Here is a 14,752-nt window from a genome sequence, read left to right as displayed (position 1 = left end):
TAACATTACATGTATGGTTTACGTTTTGCAACACTCTTGTTTATCGTGTTGGTAGTGATTCTGTACAACGTGGGGTACACTGTGATCGCTGTAATAACAAAGACAACTATGGGAAATTAACTGATGAAAGTAACACGCTTGCTCATACCATCGCTGTTAGCTGCATCGCTCGCTGCATGTGGTGGTCAGGATACAAGTGCTTCTCAAGCAACTGAGGTTAGCGCGCAAAAACAGAACATCAAAGCGCATCTTGAGTTCTTGGCAAGTGACGACCTACGTGGCCGTGAAACCGGCAGCCGTGGTCATGAGATCGCTGCAAAATATATCGCCTCAGAGTTTAAGCAAATGGGCTTGGAACCTGCGGGTGAAGAAGGGACTTATTTCCAACGTATCCCGTTTAGAATCAGTACCTTGGTACCGAACAGTGCCAAAATGTCGTATACCGTCGAGGGTGAAACCACCGAACTAACCTTTGGTAAACAGTTCATCACCGGCCCAAGCCACTACAGCCAATTGAGCGAAGTAACCGCTCCGTTAGTGTTTGTTGGCTACGGTATGGAAGCGCCTGAATTTGGCTTAGACGACTACGCGGGTCTTGATGTTGAAGGCAAAATTGTAGTCATGCTGACAGGTCGCCCTGCTGACTTGCCAAGCGAAGAAGGTGCTCACCTTGCCAATATCAAAGGCGATATTGCGCGTGAAAAAGGCGCTGTCGGTATTATCACGTTGCACACGCCAGAGCGTGAAAAAGTGCGCGAATTCGAGACCAGTGTTTATTACACTAAAACACCACGTATGACGTGGATTGGTCCAAACGGTTTGCCACAAGGTGAAGAGCAGCAGTTGATGGGCTCAGCTTACGTTAATATCGACGCAGGTAAAGCCTTGTTTGAAGGTGCTGAGCAGCCATTAGACGCCATCTTTAAACAAATCGAAGAAGATCCAAATGCATCGCCAAAAGGCTTCGCATTAAATGGTTCAGTGTCGTTGGCAAAAGAGTCTAACCACGAAGAAACAACAAGCCCTAACGTCGCGGCCGTATTGCCAGGCACCGATGCGAAGTTAAAAGACGAATATGTAGTGTATACCGCTCATGCGGACCACATTGGCGTTGTTAAAGACTTAAGCAGTGATGACACCATCAACAACGGTTTGATGGATAACGCATCGGGCGTTTCAGTGATGTTAGAAACCGCGCGTATGTTCGTTGAGTCCGAGCAAGACAACAAGCGCTCTATCATGTTCTTGGCGGTTACAGCAGAAGAGAAAGGTTTACTCGGTGCTGACTACTTTGCCAACAACCCAACAGTACCACTGAATAGCATCGTCGCTAACGTTAACTTAGACATGCCGGTCTTGTTGTATGATTTTGCCGACGTTATTGCCTTTGGTGCATCGCACTCAACATTAGGCGACACCGTGTCAAAGGCAGCGGCTAAGTTCAATATCGAGCAAAGTCCTGACCCAATGCCTGAGCAAGCGATCTTCACTCGTTCAGACCACTACACGCTCGTTAAGAAAGGTATCCCTGCGGTATTCTTAATGACAGGCTTCACTTCACGTACCGAAGGTGAAGATGGTGGCGAAGTGTGGGGTAAGTTCTTCGCTGAAAACTATCACCGTCCAAGTGATGACCTTCACAACCTAGAGGTGAACTACGAATCAGCGACACGCTTTACTGATATTAACTACGAAATCGGTAAAGAAATCGCTAATGATGCGCAGCGTCCGCGTTGGTTAGAAGACTCTTATTTCGGTAAGCAGTTTAAAGACTAAGACGGTCACCTAAATGAAAAAAGCCTCGCGAATGCGAGGCTTTTTTGTGTCCACGGTGCGATGGGTTATGCACCCTCGCCCAAATAGCGTTTGCGTTTACGTGCTTTTAAGCGGCTAATATCCACCAACACCAAACCATCGATTGAGTCGCTAAAGTCAGGGTCGACACCAAATTCTAAGAACTGCACACCACCCGCTTCGCATAAGTCAGAGTATTGCTTATACAGGGTCGGCACGCTCGCTCCCAAGGTACCTAAGTATGATTTTAATGCTTTAAAGTCATCATCATAACTATCACCTTTAAGTTCAAAGCCTGGATGCTCGGTCACACGGAACGCATGATTAGCGATCGCCAGTCGTTGCTGGGCCGGGAAGTAGTGACGATAAAACGCAACTAACGCTTGTTTCGCAGGCTCTGGCAAGGCATTACTGATACTCACAGAACCAAACAGATAGCGATACTCTGGGTGCTGGTTCAATAACGCACCAATGCCCATCCAAAGATACTCGAGGCTTCGTTTACCCCAGTAGCGCGGCTGTACAAACGAACGTCCCAACTCCAAACCTTCTGCAAAGATGTCATCCATGCCGCGCTCGAATTGGTAGAAGTGACGGCTATAAAGACCTTTGGGACCCACTTTTTGAATGATTTTCGCGCATTCACCGAGTCGGTAAGCGCCTGCGATTTCTAAATCTTCCGGATCCCAAACGATAAGGTGCATGTAATATAAGTCATGGTCGTCAAGGTCACGGCGCTGCCATGTCCCCTCACCGACCGCACGAAACGCGACTTCTCGCAAACGTCCAATCTCGCGCAACAGGGGTGAACTGCCGTCAAAGCGATAACAATAAATCGCCTTGCCACACGGCGTGTCTCCTAAGTGTTCACAGGCTTCGATGGCTTGCTTCAACGCCTGTCGAGGTTCTGGCCGCGCAATCGGTGTTAACGTGGGTAAGATAGCCGGTTTCGCCGTACCCACCCGATATAAATGTTTCTTAAACAGCTTTATTTGCTGCTTCATTGCCAGGTGTTGGTGTTGCGTAATCGTCTTATGCGGAATCAACTGACCGATACGACAACTCACTTGTTTGGTTTGCTGGCGAAACATCTCTTTCACCAAGAGCAAGGTCGCGAGCGGCTTATACACCATTGATGCGGTGTAAAACAGCGCCGAGTTATGAGCTTCGAGGCGGATCGGCAAAATGTCAGATTGAGTTGCCTTAGCTAACTTCAAGAAGCCCGCCTGCCATTGAGTGTCGCGCACACCTTGTGGGCGTAGGCGAGACACCTCGCCTGATGGGAATACAATGACAACGCCCTCATCATGTAAGTGTTGGTGAATCGCTTTGACATCATCACGGCTGGTGCGACCGTTAAAGACCCGCACCGGCAACAACATGCTTTGTAACGGGGGTAGCTTCATTAACAAATCATTGGCGACGATTTTCACATCACTGCGGACTTCGCTGACCATTTTCAACAAAGCAAGTCCATCGAGCGAACCAATCGGGTGGTTGGCAATGATCACCACGCGTCCCGTGGTGGGAATGTTATCGAGTTCTGCGCTGCGGTAGGAGTAAGTAAAGTTGAAGTAATCGAGCACTTGCTCGACAAAATCGATGCCTTGTAAATTGGGGTAACGCTGACTGAAATCTTTAATATCGCTTTCGTGGAGTAAGTTTTTTAGTAGCCAGGTGGTCGGTTTATATAGCCAAGGCTTGCTTTCAAGCTTGGGAAGTCGTTCTTTGACGACTTGTTCAACGTTTAACATAACAGGTGCCTCCATGTGCAACATGGGTAAAGGCTAACGCTGAATTGTGACGAATTGATGAATTATTGGACATAAAAAAGGTGAGCCCATGCTCACCTTTTACCACTCACGGTTCTGAGTACCGGATTAACGCTTCAGGTAATGCGCTGACAAACAGGTCACCGGTGCAGCGGTCGGCTTGCCGTGTTGCCAGTCGCCCCCTTCAACACCACTGCCTGCAATATCAACGTGCACATAGCTAAGCGGCTTATCGCTATCAATACCATGCGCATCCAACCCTGCTACACCAACCAAGAACGCCATAGGGAACTGATGTCCACGAGCAGTCGTCGCTGACGGACCATTATTAGATGATAATAAATCATCACACAGGGTATGCCCTTTAACAAAATCAAAGTCTTCACGGCGCGACCAAGAAATTTCTGCTGGGTCACCGTAGACTTCACCCGCGTCAAACAGCTGTTGCGCCAACTGCTGGCGACGCGCAGGCCCATTCGGTACCAACGCCGTGTAAGGGCCTTTAGCTAACGCAGCATGCCCCGTCAACGTAGCGACGGTGTAGAGTTCGCTCGGCAAGTCACTGGCTGCCGCTTCTTCACGCAGATGCGAGAGTAAATCAGCCATCACTAAGCGACCTTCGGCATCGGTGTTACCAATACGCACACGCTTACCGCTATGACCAGTAATGATTTCATCGGCAACAAAAGCATCCGAACCGATACTGTTACGAACAGCACCAATTTCCGCAATCACATGCAGATGAGCAGGCTCTAACTCAGCCACCGTTTTAACAAATCCTGCGACCGCCGCAGCACCACCTTTATCGCGGCTCATGCCGGCCATGTGGCCACCGACTTTCAGATCGGCGCCGCCGGTATCGTAAACAATACCTTTACCAGCAAACATCACCTGACGCTCGGGTTGGCTGCCTTTATATTCCAAACGGATAACACACGGACGGTGGCGTTCAACGCTCACCGATGCGCGCCCAACCGCTGCCGCCAGAGGATATTCATGCTCGAGTTGCTGAAAATCATCGATTACCGTCACTTTAACCGCGGTATGTGCAAACGCATTACGGCAATATTCCGCAAAACGAGGAGGCGCCATGCGTTCTGGCTCAGTGCCCGCCAAGTCACGCGCAACACGTTTACCCGCTTCAATCGCCATCGCCCACTCAGCATCCAACGCACCCACTAGCGTTACATCACGAGTCGGCTCGATTTCATCATCACCATGGTGCTCACGCGCTTCGAGCGGCTGATAGAGCGCTTGGCAGAAGCCTAAATAAGCGGCGAGAAAAGCCTGCTGATAACGTTCGTCTTCAACGTTAACGCCATTAAGCAAAATAACAGGGTGACGCGCGCCGGCATCCTGCGCTATTTTCGCCGCTTTGTGCGCCGCATCAAAAACCTGACGAACATCGTCATAGTCACGGTTTAAAGGTCCTGTTGGTGCAACCACCATGCGGTTACCTGGGACACCGTTAGCACTTATCAGTAGAGTCTCTTTACCAACGCGTTGGTCAGTACCCTGTGCCGCGCGAATCGCTTCGCTTAACTGGGTGTTTTCAATATGTGCAAAGTGACCAATAACAATCAGCGCATCGGTCTGTTCGTTCTCAATGGCTTGCTGAAGTTCATCAACACAATGCAAGGTTGCAAATGCCATAATTCCCTCTCTTAGTTATGAACGTCGCCACTGCGTGCCATTTGCGCCATCTTCAAGCACAATCCCCATCTCTGTGAGACGGTCACGGGCATCATCGGCAGCGGCCCAATCTTTTTCTGCTCTTGCTTTATTACGCTGTGCAATCAACGCCTCGATCAACGCAACTTCGTCATCAGCGCCGCCTTGCAGGAAGCTTTCTGGTGACTGCTGTAAAAGTCCCAATACACTGGCAAGCTCAACTAACACATGGGCCAGTTGTGCGGCACGTTGCGTGTCAGTATCGCGCGCTTTGTTTATTTCGCGTACCAACTCAAACAACACACTCATCGCCTCGGGCGCATTAAAATCATCGTTCATCGCTGCGGTAAACTGGTTCCAGTAAGGCAAGCGCAGATTTTCCTCAGGTTGCTCTGGCGTGATCCCACGCAACGCTGTGTACAGTCGCTCAAGTGCTGCGTGCGCCTGCTCTAAGTTATCCTGTGTGTAATTCAATTGTGAACGATAATGACTCGATAATAAGAAGTAACGCACAGTTTCAGCATCGTATGCATTCAACACATCTCGGATGGTGAAGAAGTTACCCAACGATTTCGACATCTTCACATCATCAACTTGCACCATACCGCTATGCATCCAATAGTTCACATAGTCGGTTTGGTTAGCACAGCAACTTTGCGCAATTTCATTCTCGTGATGCGGGAAGGTCAAGTCAGAACCGCCGCCATGGATGTCAAAGGTCTCGCCAAGGTGCGCTTTATTCATTGCTGAACACTCAATATGCCAACCAGGACGCCCCTCACCCCAAGGTGAATTCCAGCTTGGCTCGCCCGCCTTCGCTTTTTTCCATAACACAAAGTCTAACGGATCCAATTTACTGGCTTCCACGTCAACACGCGCGCCTGCTTGCAATTGCTCCAAGTTTTGGCGACTCAAACGACCATAGTCGTCAAACGTCGACACATCAAACAGGACATCGCCATTGTCCGCTTGATAGGCGTAGCCTTGCTCAATTAAGGACTCAATCATACGAATAATCTCATCCATATGTTGTGTCACACGCGGCTCGATATCGGGCTCAAGTAAGTTCAAAGCGGCAAAATCACGATGCATCTCGTCAATATAGCGCTGCGTTAGGGCATCAAAAGGCTCACTGTTTTCTGCCGCACGCTTAATAATTTTATCGTCTAAATCGGTGATATTACGCACATAGGTTACGTCATAGCCGATCTTTCGCAAATAACGGACGACGACATCAAACGCCACGTAGGTGCGTGCATGCCCGATATGACACAAGTCGTATGTGGTGACGCCACACACGTACATACCCACACGGCCGGCTTCTCTTGGTGTAAACGTCTCTTTTTCGCGGGTCAGGGTATTAAACAGTGTCAGTGCCATAGTATCTCCGTAATTTGGCTTTAATCGACAAAACGAATAAACCGATTCAGTTTATAGGATTCAACCACTAATGATACCACTGAACGGTCGGCTCTGGTACACTAGCGACCGTTTAGTCGTAGTATTAAGGAATCAAAAATGCAGGTTGTTTTACATACCAATTACGGTGATATCACGTTAGCTATGCACACTGAGACGGCGCCTAAGACCGTCGAAAACTTTCTTCAGTATGCACGTGACGGTTTTTATGAGAACACACTGTTTCACCGTGTGATCGATAACTTCATGGTGCAAGGTGGCGGGTTCGAACCTGGCATGTCGCAAAAAGACACCCGTGGCACTATCGAAAACGAGGCCAAAACAGCACAACCTAACCGCACTGGCACGGTTGCTATGGCACGGACACCCGATCCACACTCAGCTTCGTCACAGTTCTTTATTAATGTTAACGACAACCACTTCCTTGATTTCCAAAACGAAACACCTAACGGTTTTGGTTATTGTGTATTTGCTGAAGTCGTCGAAGGTATGGACGTGGTCAACAACATCAAAGGTGTCAAAACCTCAACCGCCGGCTTCCATGCCGACGTTCCTGTTGAAGACGTAGTCATCAAAAGCGTCACCGTTCAAGAGAACGCATGACCACCGCATTCATTGCCGATCTTCATTTAAGTCCTGAACGCCCGGATATTACCGCGGCGTTCGAGGCTTTTTGTGAACGCAATGTGTGTTTAGACAAGCTCTACATTCTCGGTGATCTGTTCGAGGCTTGGTTAGGCGATGACGACCCGAGTGCATTCGCAACGCACATTAAGGCATTGCTTAAACAACTCGTAGACCACGGTGTACATGTGTATTTCATGCCAGGCAATCGAGATTTCATGCTGGGCAAAAAGTTTGCCCGCGAAGTTGGCCTGACACTACTTAAAGACGAAACCGTGATAGAGCTCAACGGTGTGCGAACGCTGTTGATGCATGGTGATACGCTCTGTACCGCGGACCAAGACTATTTGCGTTACCGGGCAGTGATTCAGCATCCGATTACACGCTTTTTACTCGCTCGCTTACCGCTCAAGACCCGTATGGGCATTGCCAAAAAGCTCCGCGCCAACTCGGGCACGCAACAACAGTTATCGCATGCGCGTTTACAGCAGATGGATGCACAACACCCTGCGGTCGTGAAAGTCATGAATAACCACCAAGTACAACAGCTGATCCACGGCCACACCCACCGCGCCGCGATCCACTGCTTTGAGCTCGCGCCCGAGCGACCTGCTAAACGTATTGTGCTGGGCGACTGGTATGATGCTCAAAAAATTCAGCAGCAAAACACCTATGTCGGTATTTACATGGCATAAAAAAAAGAGCCCGTAGGCTCTTTTTTATCAATCAATAGTAAGTCGGCGTTGGTCGTTACGATATAAACCGCGGTCCAAAACCGTTGGTCCATAGGATCGCAGTGGCGACCATCAAAATCACCATCAAAATTAAACCCGCAGTGACCACCGAGCTGGCGTATAAAAAGCCACGTTCTTCAGGAATATGCATGAGTACAGGAATGCCCGCGTACAGCAAGTAAACCGAATAACCCACTCCGGCTAAAAATACCAGCGATACGAACCACAGCTCTGGATACAGCGCACCAATACCCGACATGATAACGGGAGTCGCCGTATACGCCGCTAGTTCAAGTGACTGTGTAAAGGTCGGATCGGCACCAAAAGTTTTCGCCATCCAAAATACCAAATAAGCCAACGCAAATGCAGCAGCAAGAATGCCTACATACATAGCGACGGCAAGCATCACGCCACTGCCTTGCGTGAGTGATATCGACTCCCGCGCGCCAATACTCCACCCCATATGAACCGATGAATAATAAGCGGCTAAGCAAGGTAGTAGCGCAACAAACAATAAATGCGTGAACGAGTGACTGAAACTCTCATGACGCGCATCAATTGTTTTCCATTCTTCCATTGGGTGAGCATACAAACCCCAAATATGATTAAGTAACATAATCGCTTCCCCTTGTGTTAAGGCCTGTGCCTCGGAACTTGCGTCGAAAAAACACGCCATACCATTTTGTTATTGTTGCGTTGTTATTGCTGCCTAAGCTTTTAGTGTTTAGGTAAACAGTTAGACGCTTGATATGGCTAAAAATTCAACGCTTTACACTAATATCAAGAACATTTCTCATACTGTCAAGATCGTACCGTCACTTTTTAATACGTTTTTTTAACAAAAATCGATCCAGCTCAAGTTGTGGTTTTCGTTTCCCGCCTAAGCACGTAAAATACTGCTTTTATTCCGTAACGAAGTACAGCCATTACCATGTCACAAATGAGTTCCGATATTGCCAAGTTGCTCGAGCCAATTAACGCTTTTTTGCCCTGCGCCACACCACAAGCGTGGATAGAAAAGGCTCAAGACCCCGAGCAACTGCCCGTGCTTCTGCGTGACCACATGGTGTGCGAACTCAAAGCTGCTCAAAGTGCTATGTTGCTCATCCGCCGCTATGCGGTCGATGAAGCCAGTGGTCAGGCGTTGTTGGCATGGCTGAAGCCTTATGAAGACTACACCTACCGTCTTGTGGGTGACTGGCAAGCACTGGCTGAACATAACAAACTCAATAAGCGTATGGTGCCCAAAGCCGATAAGCCTTACAGCGAAGAGTTGATTGATAAAATGGTGCTGTTGATAAAAGAGGAGTTACATCACTTTTATCAGGTTCTTGAAATTGCGCACGCCATGAATATTGAGTACGACAAAATTACCTCGAGCCGCTATGCGCGTGGATTACTCAGTCATGTACGCACCTACGAGCCGGCTGCATTGGTCGATAAATTAATTTGTGGTGCGTATATCGAAGCACGCTCATGCGAGCGCTTTGCCGCACTCGCACCGCACCTACCCCAACCACTGACCGATTTTTATATCTCGTTACTGCGCTCTGAAGCGCGTCATTATCAAGATTATTTAACCTTAGCGCAGCAGATTGCCAGTGAGGATATTAGTGAGCGTATTGCCTTCTTTGCAGACGTTGAAGCGGATTTAATAAAGTCGCCAGACGGCGACTTTAAATTTCACAGTGGAATGCCCGTTTAATCGATTTCAATGAAACGGGTTGTCGCGCCTTAGGCGCGACCTACAGTTCTTCCAATTTCTTGCCAGCTTCTTTGTCGTAAAACACGTCTTCGTCGAAGTCGCCTTCTGACTTGGCAACGACGCAGCTGACCATGGCATCCCCCGTGACATTCACCGCCGTGCGGGTCATATCCAGTAAACGGTCGACACCGATAATTAAACCAATACCTTCAACGGGTAAGACCCACCTGCTGTAGAACCATCGCGAGCATGATTAAGCCAACGCCCGGCACACCCGCAGTACCCACAGAAGCCAGTGTTGCGGTCAGAATCACCATCAGATAATCGGCAACTGACAGATCAAGACCATACACTTGAGCAATGAATACCGTCGCGACACCCTGCATGATGGCAGTACCATCCATGTTAATGGTGGCGCCGAGCGGCACGGTAAACGAACCGACCGAATTACTCACGCCTAAACGCTTAGTCACGGTCTCAAGAGTGATAGGCATGGTGGCGTTACTGCTGGCGGTACTAAAGCCAAACAGTTGCGCGTCGCGCATCTTACGCAAGAAGATGCCAGGCTTAACGCGCGCTAACACGCCGAGCAGGAACGGATGAATAATCAATCCATGAATTAACAGCACAACAAGCACTAAGAAGAAGTATTTTGCCAAACTGGATATCATACCCAGACCGGTTTCGGTAAACAGTTTGGCCATCAAAGCAAAGACACCGTAAGGGGCAATGCTCATTAAAATCACCACCAACTTCATGATGACTTCGTTAAAGTCTTCAAATAATCCTTTAACGCGCTCTCCCGGCTTGCCAACCAACGCCATCGCAATACCGAGCAATAACGCAAACACGATAATCTGTAGCATATTGCCTTCAGCCATCGCGGTGATTGGGTTATCCGGGAATAGATCGATAATCACCTGCGAAAGTGACGGTGCTTCCGAAGGTTCGAAGGTTGCATCACTTGAACGCTCAACGCCACTGCCCGGCTGGATAATAATGGCCGAGAAAATAGCAATCGAAATAGCGATCGCTGTGGTCACCAGGTACATGCCCACCGCTTTACCGCCTAAACGACCGAGCTTACTTGGGTCGCTGAGCGAGCAGGTGCCCACCACCAAAGAAACCAACACAAGAGGTACCACTAACATCTTCAATGATGTGATAAATATTTGACCAATGACATTGAACAAACCATTGGTCAAATAACTATCGACCCATGCAGAGTCGCCAGCAAAGTAACGCAGCGCCATACCCAGCACAATACCTGCCACCATACCGATGACAATTCGGGTCGTTAGACTTAATTTTTTATTATCGCTCATAAGCGTCCTTTTTGTTGTCTATCGGACTAGAAAAACCGCCATAGCCTAGCAGAAAAGCAAATTAAGGGGTAGTTGCCATGCGTTGAACGCACAGCAACACCCGAATGGTTACACGTCGCTGCGTGTAAAAGTTGACTTCAACGTATTGACGAGCGTCGCTGTGCCTTTGGCAAAGCGTTCACTGAATGGCTTCTTAATACTATACTCTACTTTAAGAATACGATGCGTATCCAATTGCTTTAACAGCCACGCATCACTGGTAACCACCTCATCCACCAGCCCAAGTTCAAGCGCTTCAGTGCCTGTCCAGACTTCACCTGTGGCGACTTTTTCAATATCTAATGCTGGACGGTGGCGCTGCACATGCGCCTTAAACTGAGCATGGATCGATTCCAGATCTTGCTTGAATTTACGGCGCCCCTCTTCGGTGTTCTCGCCCAGTACCGTTAATGTACGCTTGTACTCACCCGCGGTAATTTGCTCAATATCGATATCATGGTTTTTAAGCCACTTATTCACGTTCGGCAATTGCGCAACCACCCCAATCGAGCCAATAAACGCAAACGGAGCCGATAGAATTTTTTGACCGACACAGGCCATCATATAACCACCGCTAGCCGCCACTTTGTCGACCGCAATTGTCACTTTTAAGCCATGATCGGTCAGCCGTTGTAACTGTGCCGCGCCCAAACCATAGCCATGCACGACGCCGCCGCCACTCTCCAAGCGAACTAACACTTCATCTTGATCCGTCGCAATACTGACAATAGCGTTCACTTCACGCCGCAGACTGTCGACTTCTTTAGCATCGACTGAGCCTTTAAAGTCAATCACGAACAGTTTTGACTCTGGATTATGCTCGCCTTTACGTGCTTTCTTAAGCGCTTTCTGCGCTTTCTTTTGTGCCTTACCATCGAGCAACTCAATGCGCAGGTGATCACGCATCTCATTCAATTCTTTCGACACGTCAGAGACATCTAACGCGCCTTTACCCCGTTTCTGCTTCTGTGCAGTCTGCGCGACCACGCCGAGCACAATCACCAAGGCTAAAACAATGACACCTGCTTTTATAATAAAGCCACCAATATCGGCGAGAAACTCCATACCCTCTCCTATGTCCAAAACAAAAGGCCAGCAAATCTGCTGGCCTTTATTATACGCAAATGTCTGCGTTCAGTTTAATCGATACATCACCAGTGGTTTACTGTACCACTTCTTCGTTAGTCACTGGTAATTGCAGCATACCCGAACCGAACCAACTAAAGATCTGCGTTTGCATTTCTTGTGTTGATGCAGGTGAAGCGGCAGGGCTCACAATCGAACCGTGGTCAGCTTCTGGGAAGCGCACCGCACCCGATACAGGTTCACCGTCTTCTGAGGTGACTGTCGCCGAAACGCTCGGCAAGCCCATCAAACGGATAAGCGGTTCAGTACCTGCAAGCGGTTTACCTTCTACTGCATTCGGAATCACCGCGTCGCCGACAGCTTCAATCAGATGCACTGGCGAACCATTAGCGACAACCGCTGAGGCATAGTTAACCGGATCGGCTGAATCAAGTACCGATTGCGCTGCAAAAGCAAACTGCTCAAAGGTCGAGTTAATGGCTGCGCGTTCAGCCTCAGACGCTTGTGCGATGAAACCCTCATAGACTTGAATTAATAGCTCATCGAACCCTTCGCCGCCTGGCACGACACCCGCTTGTTCAGCTTGTGCGTTAACCGCTGCAGCGAATTCTTCACTACCGGCATACAACAGTTGGCTCTTAATCGTGCCTTCAAATGCAGGCGATGCAAGTAAGAAATTCGCTACGCTACCACCTGGCATGCCTAACGAAGCCGCTTGCACAGCAAACTGACCGTTCAACGCGCTCAGTGGTGATTCCTCAGCAAATGCCGTATTGGTTAAGCCAGTAAAACCGACACCCGCGATAGCACCTAAAGAATGACCGACAAAGTACACTTGCTGACCATTGATTTGCGAACCATCATTAGCTTGGAAGTAATTCAAGCTCACGCGCAGTCCCATTAAATCAGCAATCGACTGACGCACGTTATCACGCGCGGCTAACAAGTTAGACAGATTCATGTACGCAGTAACGTTGTCCGATGCGTTGATTTCATCAGTACCATCATTGTTTAAATCAAAACCACGGTCACCGTGCAGTGGATGGTCAATTGCTACGGTTGCAAAACCAGCCGCAGCCAATGAACCTGCAATACCCGCGGCGTTTGATTTATCACCCGTAATGCCGTGTTGGAAAATCACTACAGGCCAACCACCGGCAGGCACACCGTCTAGGGTTTCCATCCCACGACTCTGACGAATCTGATTAACCACAGCTAGGTCAGGAATAGTCACGAATGCTGGGACATCAACGTCGCCTTGTTTCGCTGGCACAGGGTTGAACTTAGTGAGGTGACGCTCTTCATCAACACCTGGGAAATCAAAACAGGCGTTAGGCGGCAATAATAAACTTGGATCTTCAATAGCGCCGGCCGGGATGCCCGCTCCAGCTGGATCAATAACACCTTGCTCAATCGCACCTAAGATAGATGCGGGGCTATCGCACGCCGCACGCCAGCGGCCATTAACGGGTGCTTGTGGATTAGCCTGTGAAGGTAAAGGTGAATAGTAAGGTAAGGTGACTTGACCACCATACACGCGCGCCGCGGCTGCGATTTGCAATGTTTGTTGATCATCGATGCCTTGACCTTGTAGCAATTGCGCAAGCGAGATGCCTTGATCCTGCGCGACCAGCACAGGCGGATTTTGCGCAGCAATTTGTTGTGCTAATAACTGCTTAGTCACACCCAGTACATCGCCAACCGATTGCGTAGTAAAGTTCGACGTGTAAATAACACTTTCCGTATCGACACCAAACTGCGCAAGCGCGCCTTCATAACTATTTACCAAGCGCTGTAGTGAGACCGCAGACGGATCACTTGAAACAGGATCTTCATCAGCATTGCGTTTCATCAACGTATAGGTTTGTGACGCTTTCACATCGCGACCCAATGAATCTTGAATGTTGCTGGTCAATGCGACGATATAGCCTGTTTTTGGCTTAAGCGGGCGCAATGGAACAATCGCCACGGTGTTACCGTCAACCGCCGAGACAGCAAAGTCGGTACCGTACTCTAATTCACCCACTACCGCGCACGCAGCAGCAGGACTTGCAGCCGCGCAGCTTGCAGAAACATCACTACCGCCCTGCACGGTTTCAAAGATACGAATGGCACCTTGCGCTTCTAAACTTGCCGGCGCAACAGTGACACGGTCGCCGTTTTCGTCAACAGGCAAAGAAAAGTCAAAGGTCAACGTTGAGTGCGTTCCCCAGCCATCGAGACCATTCAAAGCAACCTGTGGATCACTGATGTCAGACGCGTCTGCAACGGGAATATTTAAGGTACCATCGACTGTACCGCTAAGAAGAATATTGCTGGGTACAGGGATGACACTGTTAGATGGGTCAAATGCGACACGTGTCGCTGCTACACTTACTTCTTGCTCAGAAATCGGTGCACTGTCACCGCTACCACAGCCGACTAGTGCCAGTGCACTGCCTATCGCCAATGGGAGTAATAATTTTTTCATGTGGATTCCCCAGTCCTTTTTTGCATTATTGTTATTCGCTTTCAGCTTAACGATTTTTATACACCTGTATGAATCAATATGAAAGGTTTTTTCCAGAAATTCTATTCGTTTGC

Annotated in this window: 10 protein-coding genes and 1 pseudogene; 4 read left to right on the top strand and 7 right to left on the bottom strand. The window is 48.9% G+C overall.

Annotated elements, in window-relative coordinates:
* Nucleotides 1-123: 123 nt before the first annotated feature.
* Entirely contained in the window at nucleotides 124-1,776 is a 1,653-nt protein-coding gene (locus DFP83_RS00685; RefSeq protein ID WP_110572177.1) for a M28 family metallopeptidase, read from the top strand.
* Nucleotides 1,777-1,841: 65 nt separating this feature from the next.
* On the opposite strand, the gene olsF is transcribed toward DFP83_RS00685, so the two are convergent.
* The 3 genes from olsF to cysS all read right to left on the bottom strand — a co-directional run bounded on the left by olsF (nucleotide 1,842) and on the right by cysS (nucleotide 6,617).
* Nucleotides 1,842-3,548 carry a bifunctional ornithine lipid synthase OlsF gene (gene olsF, locus DFP83_RS00680; RefSeq protein WP_110572174.1) on the bottom strand — a complete coding sequence of 569 codons (1,707 nt, stop codon included), beginning with the start codon at nucleotides 3,546-3,548 and terminating at the stop codon, nucleotides 1,842-1,844.
* Nucleotides 3,549-3,674: 126 nt separating this feature from the next.
* Nucleotides 3,675-5,219: a M17 family metallopeptidase gene (locus DFP83_RS00675; protein WP_110572172.1), complete on the bottom strand. Its 1,545-nt coding sequence runs from the start codon at nucleotides 5,217-5,219 to the stop codon at nucleotides 3,675-3,677.
* 15 nt (nucleotides 5,220-5,234) lie between these two features.
* Complete coding sequence (cysS, locus tag DFP83_RS00670; RefSeq protein WP_110572170.1) at nucleotides 5,235-6,617, bottom strand: cysteine--tRNA ligase; 1,383 nt, start codon at nucleotides 6,615-6,617, stop codon at nucleotides 5,235-5,237.
* 138 nt (nucleotides 6,618-6,755) lie between these two features.
* Between cysS and DFP83_RS00665 the strand changes: the two genes are divergently transcribed.
* Together DFP83_RS00665 and DFP83_RS00660 are read left to right on the top strand one after the other, a co-directional pair.
* Nucleotides 6,756-7,259 (top strand): peptidylprolyl isomerase, encoded by a 504-nt coding sequence (locus DFP83_RS00665; RefSeq protein WP_110572168.1) that lies wholly within the window; start codon nucleotides 6,756-6,758, stop codon nucleotides 7,257-7,259.
* Entirely contained in the window at nucleotides 7,256-7,975 is a 720-nt protein-coding gene (locus tag DFP83_RS00660; RefSeq protein ID WP_110572166.1) for a UDP-2,3-diacylglucosamine diphosphatase, read from the top strand. Before DFP83_RS00665 ends, DFP83_RS00660 begins: the two co-directional genes overlap by 4 nt.
* A 55-nt stretch (nucleotides 7,976-8,030) precedes the next feature.
* Here DFP83_RS00660 and DFP83_RS00655 read toward each other — a convergent pair whose 3' ends face one another.
* Complete coding sequence (locus DFP83_RS00655) at nucleotides 8,031-8,630, bottom strand: Yip1 family protein (RefSeq protein ID WP_110572856.1); 600 nt, start codon at nucleotides 8,628-8,630, stop codon at nucleotides 8,031-8,033.
* Nucleotides 8,631-8,954: 324 nt separating this feature from the next.
* On the opposite strand from DFP83_RS00655, the gene miaE reads away from it, so the two are divergent.
* Nucleotides 8,955-9,719 carry a tRNA isopentenyl-2-thiomethyl-A-37 hydroxylase MiaE gene (miaE, locus tag DFP83_RS00650; RefSeq protein ID WP_420843777.1) on the top strand — a complete coding sequence of 255 codons (765 nt, stop codon included), beginning with the start codon at nucleotides 8,955-8,957 and terminating at the stop codon, nucleotides 9,717-9,719.
* Nucleotides 9,720-9,759: 40 nt separating this feature from the next.
* On the opposite strand, the pseudogene DFP83_RS00645 reads toward miaE, so the two are convergent.
* The 3 genes and pseudogenes from DFP83_RS00645 to DFP83_RS00635 form a co-directional block, all read right to left on the bottom strand.
* Nucleotides 9,760-11,044 (bottom strand): annotated as a pseudogene (locus DFP83_RS00645) (dicarboxylate/amino acid:cation symporter).
* Between the two features lie 108 nt (nucleotides 11,045-11,152).
* Nucleotides 11,153-12,148: a protease SohB gene (gene sohB / locus DFP83_RS00640; RefSeq protein ID WP_110572164.1), complete on the bottom strand. Its 996-nt coding sequence runs from the start codon at nucleotides 12,146-12,148 to the stop codon at nucleotides 11,153-11,155.
* Nucleotides 12,149-12,245: 97 nt separating this feature from the next.
* A complete protein-coding gene (locus tag DFP83_RS00635) occupies nucleotides 12,246-14,639 on the bottom strand; it encodes a VolA/Pla-1 family phospholipase (RefSeq protein WP_110572162.1) in 2,394 nt (797 codons plus the stop codon).
* Nucleotides 14,640-14,752 lie beyond the last annotated feature (113 nt).

Source organism: Idiomarina fontislapidosi (genome assembly GCF_003226255.1).
Taxonomy (GTDB): Bacteria; Pseudomonadota; Gammaproteobacteria; order Enterobacterales; family Alteromonadaceae; genus Idiomarina; species Idiomarina fontislapidosi.
The sequence above is the reverse complement of the archived record's forward strand: the minus strand, read 5'-3'. Positions and strand labels throughout refer to the sequence as shown.

Bases quoted from the DNA above. Each gene is read 5' to 3' on its own strand.
- DFP83_RS00685 (WP_110572177.1), top strand. From the start codon at position 124: ATGAAAGTAACACGCTTGCTCATACCATCGCTGTTAGCTGCATCGCTC.
- olsF (WP_110572174.1), bottom strand. From the start codon at position 3,548: ATGTTAAACGTTGAACAAGTCGTCAAAGAACGACTTCCCAAGCTTGAA.
- DFP83_RS00675 (WP_110572172.1), bottom strand. From the start codon at position 5,219: ATGGCATTTGCAACCTTGCATTGTGTTGATGAACTTCAGCAAGCCATT.
- cysS (WP_110572170.1), bottom strand. From the start codon at position 6,617: ATGGCACTGACACTGTTTAATACCCTGACCCGCGAAAAAGAGACGTTT.
- DFP83_RS00665 (WP_110572168.1), top strand. From the start codon at position 6,756: ATGCAGGTTGTTTTACATACCAATTACGGTGATATCACGTTAGCTATG.
- DFP83_RS00660 (WP_110572166.1), top strand. From the start codon at position 7,256: ATGACCACCGCATTCATTGCCGATCTTCATTTAAGTCCTGAACGCCCG.
- DFP83_RS00655 (WP_110572856.1), bottom strand. From the start codon at position 8,630: ATGTTACTTAATCATATTTGGGGTTTGTATGCTCACCCAATGGAAGAA.
- miaE (WP_420843777.1), top strand. From the start codon at position 8,955: ATGAGTTCCGATATTGCCAAGTTGCTCGAGCCAATTAACGCTTTTTTG.
- sohB (WP_110572164.1), bottom strand. From the start codon at position 12,148: ATGGAGTTTCTCGCCGATATTGGTGGCTTTATTATAAAAGCAGGTGTC.
- DFP83_RS00635 (WP_110572162.1), bottom strand. From the start codon at position 14,639: ATGAAAAAATTATTACTCCCATTGGCGATAGGCAGTGCACTGGCACTA.